We start from the raw sequence: 12,934 nt of genomic DNA, 5'->3' as shown, positions 1-12,934 counted from the left end.
TCAGGCTCCCTTCACTGCAGAGCGAACCACAACGATGCCGCCCTTGGGACCGGGGATGGCGCCCTTGACAGCAAGGATGCCCTTCTCGGCGTCAGAGGAGACGACAGTGAGGTTCAGCACGGTGTTGGTTGCGTGGCCCATGCGGCCAGCCATGCGCTTGCCCTTGAGAATGCGGGACGGAGTAGCGCATGCGCCGACAGAACCGGGACGGCGTTCGTTCTTGTGCGAGCCGTGGGTACGACGATAGGACTTGAAGCCCCAGCGCTTGATGGTGCCAGCGAAGCCCTTGCCGCGCGTGGTGCCGGTGACGTCAACCGTGGCGCCCTCAGCGAACACCTCAGCGGTCAGCTCCTGACCGGTCTTGTAATCAGCGGCATCAGCAGTGCGCACCTCGACGAGGTGACGGCGCGGCGTGACGCCAGCCTTCTTGAAGTGACCTGCAAGAGGCTTGGTAACCTTCGCAGGATCGATTTCGCCGTAGCCGAGCTGGATAGCCTGATAGCCATCGGTTTCGTCGGTCTTGACAGCGGTCACAACGTTCGTGGAGACATCCACGAGGGTGACGGGGACGAAGAAGCCGTTCTCGTCCCACACTTGGGACATACCGAGCTTCGTGCCCACGAGAGCAACGCGATTCTTTTCGTTAGCCATGGCTTCCTCCTCCCTACAGCTTGATCTCGATGTTCACTTCCGACGGCAGGTCGAGGTGCATCAGCGAGTCGACTGCCTTCGGGGTAGGATCCACGATGTCGATGAGACGCTTGTGAGTGCGCATCTCGAAGTGTTCGCGGGAATCCTTGTACTTATGAGGAGAACGAATAACAACAAACACGTTCTTCTCGGTGGGAAGAGGAACGGGGCCAACAACCGTTGCGCCCGCGTTGGTGACCGTCTCGACGATAGTCTTCGCCGATTGGTCGATGACCTCATGGTCATAGGACTTAAGCCTGATGCGGATTTTCTGTCCCGCCATTCGCCGTCCGCCCTTTCTTAAGGTTCGTTACAATTACAACCTGCATTACATCACCAAGGCAGACCAGCTACGTCCACCGTTGAAACGGCAGACCTGGCAGAGCCACATCAGTGCGCGACCCTTGGCTTTCGCCACGTCGCGCTCGCTTTTTAGAAGAGAAATTTGCGAGCCATAAAACAGGCAACTTGTTTATTAAAGCACACCCCATAAACCGCAGCAATTCGGGCGTGTCGATGGACTGGCACCACATCGAAAAAGTGCACCCACCAAACATATTGATGGGTGCACTTTCATGCCGACGGGCACACAATCATGCCTGCGAACTCACGCTGACGGGCAGTCCCAGTGCTCAGCCGATGCCAATGGGCATCAGCTATTGAGACCAGAGGCCCTTCAGCGCTGATGCGTCACTTGCCCTCCGGAACGACTTCCGAAGCCTCGTGCAACGCGGCTTCGCCTTCACGCTCTTCACGGATTTTGTGACCTTCGGCCTGCGACACACCGTAGTAAGCAGCGATCGCGATGTCCTTCATGTCTTCGATCTGCGGGATGCGCGGATTTGCCGGTGCGCACTGATCCTCGTATGCACGCATGCCGATCTTGTCGAGGATGGACCAGAAGTATTCCTCGTCCACGCCGCAAGCCTTGAACGAAGCATCCATGCCCAGCTTGTTGTCGCGATAATCCTCGATGGCGCTGGCGAGCTTCTCGACCGCATCCTCAGGCGAGGAGGTCTTGATGTCAAGCAGCTTGCAGATGTTCTGGAAGCGCTGCGGGGCGACGTACTTGCTGTACTTCGGCCAGCTCGTGGGCTCCTCCGGCACCTGGCCGTTGTAACGAATCACATACGGCAGCAGGATTGCGTTGGTGTGGCCGTGCACCACATGGCACAGAGCGCCGATGGTATGGGCCATTGCATGGCACATGCCGAGGAACGCGGAACCGAACGCCATGCCTGCCATCGTGGCTGCGTTGTGCATGCGCTCCTGAGCATCCACGTCCTTCTTGTTGACGGATGCATCGAGGTTATGCCAGATGAGGTCGATTGCGTGGAGCGCCATGGCGTCCGTGAAGTCGTTGGCGTACACGGACGTGTAGGCCTCGATGGCGTGGGTCAGTGCGTCCATGCCGGAATCGCACGCGAGGCGACGCGGCTGGGTGCGAGCGAGCACCGGATCGATGACAGCGACGGACGGCGTGAGCGCATAATCGGTGATCGGGTATTTGAAGCCGGTCTTGTGGTCGGTGATGACCGCGTAAGGAGTGACTTCGGAGCCCGTGCCGGACGACGTCGGGATGCACACGAGCTTGGCCTTGTGACCGAGCTCCGGCAGACGGAACGCGCGCTTGCGGATGTCGAAGAACTTCTCCTTGACGTCGTCGAACGAGATCTCGGGGTGTTCGTAGAGCAGCCACATGATCTTGGCGGCATCCATGGCGGAGCCACCGCCCACTGCGATGATCGTATCCGGCTCGAACTCATCGCGCATCATCGCGGCGCCACGCTGCACGGTTTCCACGCTGGGCTCGGGCTCGACGTAGTCGATGATGCGATATTCGACATGGTTCATGCGGCGGCGCAGCTGGTCGATGCACTTTTCAACGACGCCCAGCTGAATCATGACCTTGTCGCACACGAAGACCACGCGATTGACACCCACCATGTCGCGCAGATAACGGATGGCGTTCGGCTCGAAGTAGGTCTTGGGCGGGATCTTGAACCACTGCATGTTGTTGTTCCTCCGAGCGACACGCTTGATGTTGATGAGGTTGACGGCCTGAACGTTGCCGGACACCGAGTTGCCGCCGTAGGAGCCGCAGCCAAGCGTGAGCGACGGGGCGATTGCATTGTAGATATCGCCGATGCCGCCAAGGGACGACGGGGAGTTCCACAGGATGCGGCATGCCTTCATGCGCAGGCCAAATTCACGCACCAGGTCCTCGTTGTTGGTATGGATGGCGGCGGTATGGCCAGCGCCGTGCACGAGCATCTGCTCGCACTTGGTGAAGCCATCTTCCTTGTCTTCCGCCTTGAGGATCGCCTGCACGGGGCACAGCTTTTCCAGCGTCAGCGGTTCGCGCTCGCCCACTTCGGCGCATTCAGCGGCGATCATCGTGCAATCGGCAGGCACTTCGAAGCCTGCTTCCTTCGCGATGAACTGCGGGGACTTGCCGGGGACCACGCTGTTGAGGCGCGGAGCCGGGCTGCCTTCCGGGGCGTACGCCTGCACGCCGAACATGTACTTCTCGAGCTTGGTCTTCTCTTCCGCGTTGACGAAGTAGGCCTTGCGACGCTTAAGCTCGTTGATCACGCGATCATAGACATCCTTGTGGATGATGATGGCGTTTTCGGTGGCGCAAATCAGGCCGTAATCGAAATGCTTCGAGAGCACGAGGTCGTTGACCGCGCGGTCGACGTCGACATCGGAATCGACGTATGCAGGCGCATTGCCCGGACCGACGCCAAGGGCAGGCTTGCCGGAGGTGTATGCCGCCTTCACCATGCCCGGGCCGCCGGTCGCGAGGATCGTGGCGACGCCAGGATGGCTCATGAGAGCCTGGGTGGCCTCAATGCTGGGATGTTCGATCCACTGGATGCAGTTTTCGGGGGCACCGGCCTTGATTGCCGCGTCGCGCACGATTTTTGCAGCTGCGACGGAGCACTTCTGAGCAAACGGATGGAAGCCAAACACGATTGGACAGCGAGTCTTCAATGCCAGCAGGGACTTGAAGATGGCGGTCGACGTAGGATTCGTGACGGGCGTGACGCCGGCGATAACGCCGACAGGCTCCGCGATCTCGACGATGCCGTCCACATCGTTCTCATTGATGATGCCGACCGTGCGCTGGCCTGCCATGTAATGCGTCACATGCTCGCATGCGAAGATGTTCTTCGTGGCCTTGTCTTCGACCAAACCACGATGGGTCTCCTCAACGGCAAGCTTCGCGAGCTGAAGATGCTTGTTCAGCGCTGCAAGAGATGCTTTGCCGACGATGCGGTCGATGGTCTCCTGGTCGAACTTCTCGTATTCCTTCAGCGCAACCTGGGCCTTTGCGACGAGTTCATCAACCTCAGCCTGGGCGGCCGCCTTCTTGGCGTCAGCCTCTGCCTGAGCGTCGACTTGGGGCTTGGTATTGCTATCTGCCGTTGCGTTTTTTGCCACGGATCCTCCTTGAACACACTGCTGCCTCGGCAGGTGGCGAAACCGCGTTCGCCGACCTTACGACAGCGCAGTGACTACTGTGAGCCAACTCACACTTTAACGTATCAACGCCATATTTCATAAACACTCGCGCGTGGCGAAAATCGTCGCGTCGTAGTGCAAATACATTCCGGATTCGAGGCGCGACGACAGCTGAGTTGAAAAAACAAAAAAGCCCCAGCGAACTGGGGCGTAGATGCGCACATAGTGCGGAAGCGTTTTAACGCTTGGAGTACTGCGGGGCCTTGCGAGCCTTGTGCAGACCAGCCTTCTTGCGCTCGACGACGCGAGCGTCGCGGGTGAGGAAGCCGGCCTTCTTGAGTGCAGCACGGTTGGAATCGCGATCGATGGCATTGAGCGCACGTGCGACGCCAAGGCGGATTGCACCTGCCTGGCCAGTCACGCCGCCGCCGTCAACGAGCACGATGACGTCGAACTTGTTCTCGAGCTTGAGCAGCACGATTGGGGAATTGACCTCACGCTGCTGCAGGCGGCTCGGGAAGTACTCTTCAAGCGGACGACCGTTGATCGTCCACTTGCCGGAGCCAGGAACGAGGCGCACACGCGCGACGGCTTCCTTGCGACGGCCGGTGCCATAACCCGGGGCGATGGCGGAGGTGCCAGTGCCGGCGCCTGCGTTGGTCTCGGTGGTGTAGGAAGTGAGCTCTTCCTCGGTCTCCTGGACCGCGGAGTTCTGGTTGTTGTCAGCCATTATTGTGGATCTCCTTTCGGTCCTGGTTACTTAGCCTGCTGAGAGATCTGCTTGATCTCAAACACTGTCGGCTGCTGCGCCACATGCGGATGCTCGGATCCGGTGTAGACGTGAAGGCGGTTGAGCTGCACCTTGGCAAGGCGGTTCTTCGGGAGCATGCCCTTGACAGCCGTGCGGATGATGCGAGCCGGATCCTTCTTGAGGAGCTCTGCGTAGCTATCAGCGCGCAGGCCACCCGGGAAGCCGGAGTGCTGGTACAGGTTCTTGCCGAGCTTGTTGCCGGAGAGAGCGATCTTGTCAGCATTGATGATGATGACATGGTTGCCCTGATCCGCATAAGGCGCGAAGGACGGCTTGTTCTTGCCGCGAAGCAGATTAGCAGTCTGCGAGGCGAGACGACCGAGCACCACGTCGGTTGCGTCGATGACGTACCATTCGTGGCTCAGGTCAGCTGGCTTAGGAGTGAAAGTCTTCACTGTTCAACCTTTTCTGTTCATTGTGTTTGAGCGCCAGTGGTTAATGGCTCTCTTGATTTCCGTGGGCTCCCTGAAAGTCCGATGCGAGTGGGACAGCGCTTTCCGGACCCTTGGAAGACACAACAGTCGCCAATTATAAAGCTTTGGTCCTCGTTTGACAAACCATGCGACGTCTTTTCCCCTCCGCGTGTCGCGGTCAGACAACAGGAATGTTTTCTGAACATGTCCGCACCGCAAGATGGCGCAAAATGCATGTTGCCGGGCGCATGGAGTGCATGCGCCCGGCAACCTCTACATCACCGGTGTGAGACTGTGCTCACCACCTCGGCTTTGCTAGCGTGCGTTCTTCTTGGCCAACGCGTTGTTCATCGTGTCAGCCAGGGACAGAAGACGCTCATTGTTGAACAGGTCGTCCAGAAGGATCGGGTTCTTCTTGCCGTCGGCAAGGGGAACGCGCCAGTTCGGATACTCGTTGTTCGTACCGGGCTGGTTCTGTGCACGACGTTCACCGACGCCATCAACGATGGCAGCCGCGAGCAACTTGCTCGGCGCATCGCACAATGCCACATGCATTGCCTCGATGATGTCCTGTTCATGGCTGGCTTCGTCCTCGCGCCACTGGGCGGGCATGTAGCCGTTCGTCTCGAGCATATTGAGCAAACCGTTGTGCTCTTCCTCAGCGGACTTCTGGAATTCCTCGACGGAAGTGGTCAGCAGACCCAGCTCTTCGCGAATCTTGACCTGCTCGTAGTTGAGGTATCCAGCCGTCGGAGGCATGTCGTGCGTCGTGACGGAAGCCAGTGCGTATTCACGCCACTTCTTCGGAGGCACGAAACCGTTCGAATCCTGCGCATACCACTCAATGACGCAGCCCATGAGGCCGTGCTCCTTGAGGGAATCCGCAACGTAATCCGGCACGACGCCCAGGTCTTCGCCCACCACGACGCCATTTGCACGGTATGCCTCCAAGGCGAGGATGCCGAGCATCACTGCGGAATCGTAATAGACATAGGTGGCGTCCTTGGCGGAATTGCCCTGCGGAATCCACCACAGACGGAACAGACCGAGCACATGATCGATGCGCACGGCACCTGCCTTCTGGAACATGCCGTGCACCATGTCACGGTACGTCTGGTAACCGGTGTTGGCCAGGTCGATGGGGTTGAGCGGCGGCTGACTCCAGTTCTGGCCCTGCTGGTTGAAGAAGTCCGGCGGAGCACCCACCGTGGCGCCCTTGGCAAAGCGCTGGGGGTTCCACCACACCTCGGCCCCCTGAGGATGTACACCCACGGCCATGTCAGCCATGAGGCCAATCTTCATGCCAGCATCCTGGGCCTTCTTCTGCGCTGCGGTCAGCTGTTCGTCGGCGATCCACTCGAGCCACTTGTAAAACTCAAGCGTGTCGGGATACTGCTTGCGCAGATCCTTGACTTCCTTGGAGTCCTTCGTCAGACGGTTCTCCCACGATTCAGGATCGTCCTCGGGAGCGCCCCACTTGTCGTAGCACAGGCACCATGTTGCGTAAGCCTCGAGGTCGCCGCCAGCTTCCTTGACATATGCGTCGAAGGCCTTCTGGCGCTTGATGCTGCGTCCGGCCTTGAAGATGAGCCACAGGGCAGGCACCTTCGCCTTCCACATCGCATCCCTATCGACAAAATCAGGGTCCGTGTTGTTGGCACGCACGGAATCATGCAGCTGGGCGATTTGCTCCTGCGCTTCATCGTCGAGGCGGTCATACTCTTCAATCGCTTCCGGACGGATGTAGGAGAAGTTGATGAAACGACGGGAGATGGGTAGGTACGGCGACGGCGTCAGAGGCGCGACAGGTTCCGCAGCGTGCACGGGGTTGATGAGGATGAAATCAGCACCAGTCTTCGTCTTGGCACCTGCAAGCAGATTGCCCAGATCATAGAAATCGCCAACGCCCCAGGAGTCCTTGGAACGGATGGAATACAGCTGAGCCATCCAGCCCCACAGCTGGCCGTTCTGCAAATCCTTGATGAGGTTGACGCGCTTGGGGGCGCTGATGAGCGTGGCGTCTGCAGTGCGCTTGCCAGCCTTTACATGAAGCGTATGGTATCCGAGAGGCAGATCCGCAGGAATGACGAGACGGGAATTGACGATGAGCTCACCATCGAGCGGATACGCCGTTGCCCCATCGCCCGGCTTCGTGGAAATGACGCCTTGATACTCCGTGCCATCCTCCAGCGTGATGGATGCCTGCGGCACATCAAGCGGACCATGGTTGACGGTCACGGTGCTGTCGGATCCCTGCACATGCAACACGGTGGGTTCCACAAGGCGTGCATGCTTCTCATCTTCGAGATCGCTCAGCGCCTTCTTCGCCTTCTCTTCGCTGCTGGCATCGACTCCCAATGCCGCAAGCACCTTGATCAGGACATCGTCGTCGATCTCGATGAATTCACCCTGCTGCCCGTTGTAGGACGTGGCAACGCCATGTGCCTTCGCAAGCCGAATGAGCGGTCGGGCAAGACGCTCTTCGCTTTCCATTTCTTGTTTTTTGCTCATGTCTACTAGCCTAAAACAATCCACGCCGTTAACCACGCTTCTTGCGGAAAAATTTCAGGAAAAACGTCTGCATTATTCCGCAGAACCATCCAACCGGTGCCTCGATGACCATCAACTCGATGACCATCAATGTGATGCATCAAGGCGGAGACTCACGCTTGTTTGTGCCAACGCGTCACTGAGCCAGACGCTGCTGCGCCGCATGACTCACATCAGGAACACCATCCTGCGCAAGTCGTTGCACGGTCTCCTCGCTCGCACTGGGATTGAGCGCCACGGCTCTTCTGACCATGGCAGCGAGCACCGCAGGGCCAGAGAATCCCTCCTCCGTGCCCATGCGCGCGAGGAAGTCCAGCGTCTGTGCACCAATCTGAGGATCTTCGGCCCCCTCCATGCGCATCTTCCACGAGGTTTGCTTGTTTCGCAAAGCCGCTTCCCGCACGAAAACCTCTGGATCCTTCGTAAGCCTGCCGACGAGCCAGTTCTTGTCCTCCTCGTTTGCCGCGACAGCCGCGCGCACCGTAGGATCGGGATCTTCGGACAACTTGACGAGAATATTCGGGAACTTCATATCTCGGGCCAAGGCAACACGCGTAGCAACCGATGTATGCAGATTGCCTGCCACGGCTTCCAGCAATGCCGTTGCTCGAGAGAACGCCGCGGCGTCCTTGGGATCGGGCAAGGGACGGGATGCGAAAGCATCGAGCTCAGTAGAGTCCACGGAATGCCTCAAATGGTCGTACATCTCGTTGAGCGTAGCGGAATTTTCATCGAATTCGCCACTCTGTGCAGCATCGCCCGGTTGCGCAGCATCGCCCGGTTGCGCAGCCTCCTGCTGCGTCTGCGCAGACGTTTCTGCCGACGTTCCGTCCTGCACCGACGCATCGGCTGACACGTCAGCCGAACCCTGGCCATCCTGCAATTCCCGCTCATCCTGCGACTGGATATCTGCCATAAGACTCTCCTTGCCAACTGCCCATTGACGTATTCGAATAATTCACATACCTGCGATGCAAGGGCGTTCATTGCAATATGCCGCTGCAATCGCCCCTCGTTTTTCTTTACCAAACTTTAGCAGCAATCGTTCAGATGTTCGAAATTATGCATATGACTTCGGCGGACTCCCGCACCAACAGGTTGGTTCAAAGCGTGTCGAAAATATGCGTCATACATGGTCAAAAACAGTCCATTGGAATCACCATGGCGGCACGCCCTCACAGGACATAGGGAAATGCGCAAGGGCACCGTCCGACCAATCACCTGCCCGCTCGCCGCGCAAAATCATTCATCATGCAAAGTCACTCGCCGCGCAAAGTCACTCGCCGCACTAGGCCACCGCACTCGTCCATTCGCCGCGCTCGATCACTCGCCGCCGATGCCGCGCACAAGATGGGATTCGCCCACCCGCTGGGGCGTCACGCCTGCCGCGGTGACTTCCCGCACCTGGGCTTCGAATGGCTCCACCGCATCGCAGGGCACATCCACGTCCTGCGTCACCACATCGGTGAACTGTTCATCAGCCACGCGCCCGCCGCAATCCGCAAGGATGCGCACCATCCGTTCACGCAACGCATACGGCACCACCAAACGCAAGCGCACCGCCTCCACGATGGCGGCATGATGCGCTGCCGCAATGGCAGAGCTCGCCGCCGAGGAATACGCCCGTACCAGCCCGCCGCTGCCCAGCAAAATGCCACCAAAGTAGCGCGTGACCGTCACCACGCAGTCGGTGAGCCCACCTGCGCGCAAGACATCGAAAATCGGCTTGCCGGCAGTGCCCGAAGGCTCGCCGTCATCGCTCATGCGCTCGCCAGCCCCCGCTCCGCCTCCCCAGATGGTGGCGTAAGCCACGTGACGGGCCTTGGGGTTGCGCTGACGCACGGCTTCGACGAATGCAAGCGCTTCCTGGGCGCTCTCGACGTGGCATGCCTCTGCGATGAATTCCGACTTGCGATCCTCATATGTGGCCGTTGCCGGCGAGGATGCCTCGTCAAGAATCGTCGACGCCTGTGTGCTTTTCATATCAACCTGCCTGATTCATGCCACCGCGCGCACCGTGTCGTCCACTGCGCACCGTATCGTCCACTGCGCCACGGGATTGCCCACTCTGCCACAGGCAAGGCATCAGACGACAACGTTGACTGCCTTGCCATCGAGCCAAGCGAGCACGCTATCGACGCATTGTTGCACAATTCCTTCGCTTGCGGCGTCGGTGCGCCACGCATTGTGCGGCGTGATGACGGCGTTGGCAAGCCCGCGCAGAGGCGAATCGTCCGGCAGGGGCTCTGCATCGAACACGTCGAGTCCAGCGCTGATGTCGCCTTTCTGCAAACGCGCCAGCAACGCGGGGGAATCCACAAGCTGCGAACGCGCCGTGTTGATGAGCATTGCACCCGGCCTGAGCTTGTTGATGAGGTCCGCCCCGATGATTCCCTCGCTCTGGGCGGAGAGCGTCATATGGAGGCTCACGATGTCGCAGGTTTCGAAGAGATGCGCCAAGCTCGGCGATTCTGTGACGCCCATCGCTTCGGCCTCGGCTGCATGCGATGACCTGGACCATTCCATGACGTTCATGCCGATGCCTCGCGCTATGCGCGCCGTTGCCTTGCCGATGCCCCCGAATCCTGCAATGCCCAAGGTCCTGCCACCCAGCTGGATGGCATCGAACCCTGGCCAGCCACTCTTGTGCATCTGTGCATCCATGCGCCCTGTGCGCTTCGCCAGTTCGAACATGAGCGCCACGGCATGCTCGGCAACCGATTGGTCGCCATAATGCCGCACATTGCAAATGCGCACACCACGCTGCTTCGCCAGTGGTACATTGACGTAATTTGCTATGCCGGTGCCTCCGAACGCAAAGCACCGCACGGATGGCTGCAAGGCCTCGAACATGGCATCGGTCACGTGGAACCCCAGCACGATGACGGCATCTGCGCCTGTGCACCGTGCAACGAGTTCCGCAGGGTCCGTCACGTCCTTGGGCTGGGCATAAAGCTGCACGCGGGCTTTGCCGTCGAATCTGTCGATGCAGCGCAGGAGCGGCTCGGACAGCGACGGCACACAATTGGGAACGACTACAAGAGGCAGGGATGTCTGATCCATGTTGCGTTCGATGAGAGTCATGCCCCAACATTAAGACACCAACGTGACGGTATGAAGCACGGCGACGTCGAAACACAACGGCTCACGAACGCACTGATGTCAGCCGGAATATCGAACACCCTACTTTCTCAAACAATTTTCACAAAAGCTTCACATTTTCTGCGCATTTCGCGAATGCGGCACGCTATCATAGGTAGTGGCGAGAGACAAGGGAGTACTTTCGCCCACAATTATCATTGTCTCCCTTGTCACCACTTCGGATTGCTTCTATTTTGTGGCTGCGCTCGTCGTTCACGAATTTCCATGGCTTGTTCAAACAGCCATACCACATGCTCCGGCGCTGAATCGAACACGGCGCTTTTGTTATCGGCCCTGCCGCTTGCGCGACTTGATCTGTTGCTTGCGCAATTGCGCCTCGTGCTTGTTCAGGCGTTTGGCATCGCGATACTGCTTCGACAGTTCGGACAGCTCTTGCTTAATCCGTCGCTTTTCGTCCTCGGCGTCCAGTGGACCTGTGCCCGAGCGATCCGCAACATCACGACCCGCACCACGATCCGCAGTTGACACGCGAGCGCGCGGCTGCCCCATCTGTTGCATGAACTCCGGCACCGCGACGTCCTCCTCCGCCTGCGTGCGCGCCGTGCGCAACGCCGTGGAGAACAGCACTTTGAAAGTGGTCACCACAAGCCTGCGATCGGACGGAGCCATGTCTTTCACCGCTTCGCCGATGGCTGGCAGCGATTCGCGCCAATGCACAGCCATGTCGGAGAATGATTCGCAACCGGTTGACCGAAGGATATCGAACAGAACGCCCAGCACTCTTTCACGTTCACGCGGAGTGATGCGAGCAACCCACTCATTCAACGTGCGATTGACGTATCGCGTGCCCTGAGGCAGTTGCGGCACACGCACGAAATCGCCGTTCTCGACCTTCCACGTCATCGCGAAATGCTCAGCGATGCCATGGCTGGTGCTTTCAACGACGGTGAAATCCTCCTGGGTCTGAAAAATCATTCCGATGATGGAATCTTCGGGAACCGTCTTGTGAACCAAAGGCTTGATGCGTTCGAAATCGAGGGATTCCAGCACCCGCTGCTCGAATCCGGGACCGTCATGGGAATAAATCGCCTCGATGCGCCGCCGCACATTCTCAGGTGCCTTCATGGCAGCGTAAACCGCCAGATTGCCGCCCTTTGAATGCCCTCCCACGATGAGACGCCGCGAGCTGGAGGCCGCCACATGCTCCAGATATCTGGCAGCCGATGCTTGCGCAGGCACCGGACAGGTGAAAGCCATGTTGAAATTTTCTTTCCATGCGGCGATCGAATCCTCGGACCCTCGGAACGCCACGAACTCCGTGTGGTCATCGATGAGGACGCTCACCGCAGCGAACTGCTTTTCGTGCCCCGGCTGATCATCCTCGACCGAGATGTAATTGCCCACACGCATACCACGGAAACGAGGGCTTGCCGCCATCGCCTCGACCAGTGCGCACAACGAACTGTTGGCGCCTTTCGTGGGGAACATGGCGTCATAGCATTCGGCGCGCAGCAAATCGCGAATCGACACGTATGCGCTCGCGGGCAGCGCGGCGCCCGTAGATGGCAATCGCGGCACATTATCGGGCATGTGCACATAGGCGAGCTGCGAAAGCACCAGGCTGTCGACATCATGGAAAGGGCGCGAGGCGTGAGCACTGCCGGCAGCGCCCGCAGCGTCAAAGGCAGCACCATGCGCTGAGCCTGCGTCTGAGTCTGTCTGGGAGCCGTCGGCGCTTCCCTGCACCGTTGCACCCGAGGGAAGCCGTCTCATCTCCGTCTTCACATAGTCGATGATGTTCGCCACACTCCCCGATTCTAATCAGTGTGCCCAGAGACTGAAGCCACTCACCGCACAGCCAATGCCGAGATTGCCCAATAATCCCCAATAAGGTGACGAC

General features: G+C 59.0%; 10 protein-coding genes. All 10 read right to left on the bottom strand.

The features are described from left to right. The 10 genes from rplC to CLV65_RS03890 all read right to left on the bottom strand — a co-directional run bounded on the left by rplC (position 1) and on the right by CLV65_RS03890 (position 12,840). Positions 1-651 carry a 50S ribosomal protein L3 gene (rplC, locus tag CLV65_RS03935; RefSeq protein ID WP_094690593.1) on the bottom strand — a complete coding sequence of 217 codons (651 nt, stop codon included), beginning with the start codon at positions 649-651 and terminating at the stop codon, positions 1-3. 13 nt (positions 652-664) lie between these two features. Next, a complete protein-coding gene (rpsJ, locus tag CLV65_RS03930) occupies positions 665-973 on the bottom strand; it encodes a 30S ribosomal protein S10 (protein ID WP_094690594.1) in 309 nt (102 codons plus the stop codon). Between the two features lie 407 nt (positions 974-1,380). Further along, entirely contained in the window at positions 1,381-4,137 is a 2,757-nt protein-coding gene (adhE, locus tag CLV65_RS03925; RefSeq protein WP_094690595.1) for a bifunctional acetaldehyde-CoA/alcohol dehydrogenase, read from the bottom strand. Between the two features lie 259 nt (positions 4,138-4,396). Next, the gene (rpsI, locus tag CLV65_RS03920; RefSeq protein WP_094690596.1) at positions 4,397-4,888 is read right to left on the bottom strand and encodes a 30S ribosomal protein S9; all 492 of its coding nucleotides are present in this window, start codon (positions 4,886-4,888) and stop codon (positions 4,397-4,399) included. A gap of 26 nt (positions 4,889-4,914) precedes the next feature. After that, positions 4,915-5,364, bottom strand: a complete 450-nt coding sequence (gene rplM / locus CLV65_RS03915; protein ID WP_094690597.1) for a 50S ribosomal protein L13 — start codon at positions 5,362-5,364, stop codon at positions 4,915-4,917. A gap of 333 nt (positions 5,365-5,697) precedes the next feature. Further along, positions 5,698-7,893 carry a 4-alpha-glucanotransferase gene (gene malQ, locus CLV65_RS03910; protein WP_094690598.1) on the bottom strand — a complete coding sequence of 732 codons (2,196 nt, stop codon included), beginning with the start codon at positions 7,891-7,893 and terminating at the stop codon, positions 5,698-5,700. A 175-nt stretch (positions 7,894-8,068) separates the two neighbouring features. Continuing rightward, on the bottom strand, positions 8,069-8,848 hold the full coding sequence (locus CLV65_RS03905) for an AbrB family transcriptional regulator (protein WP_169713365.1): 780 nt from the start codon (positions 8,846-8,848) through the stop codon (positions 8,069-8,071). A gap of 407 nt (positions 8,849-9,255) precedes the next feature. Then, positions 9,256-9,915 carry an IMPACT family protein gene (locus tag CLV65_RS03900; protein WP_094690599.1) on the bottom strand — a complete coding sequence of 220 codons (660 nt, stop codon included), beginning with the start codon at positions 9,913-9,915 and terminating at the stop codon, positions 9,256-9,258. Between the two features lie 102 nt (positions 9,916-10,017). Then, on the bottom strand, positions 10,018-11,016 hold the full coding sequence (locus tag CLV65_RS03895) for an NAD(P)-dependent oxidoreductase (RefSeq protein ID WP_094690600.1): 999 nt from the start codon (positions 11,014-11,016) through the stop codon (positions 10,018-10,020). 342 nt (positions 11,017-11,358) lie between these two features. After that, a complete protein-coding gene (locus tag CLV65_RS03890) occupies positions 11,359-12,840 on the bottom strand; it encodes an Mbeg1-like protein (RefSeq protein ID WP_094690601.1) in 1,482 nt (493 codons plus the stop codon). Between the last annotated feature and the right edge of the window lie 94 nt (positions 12,841-12,934).

This window comes from Pseudoscardovia suis (assembly GCF_002797875.1).
In the GTDB taxonomy this organism is placed as follows: Bacteria; Actinomycetota; Actinomycetes; order Actinomycetales; family Bifidobacteriaceae; genus Pseudoscardovia; species Pseudoscardovia suis.
Note: the sequence above shows the minus strand (reverse complement) of the source record. Positions and strands in the feature narration are given on the sequence as shown.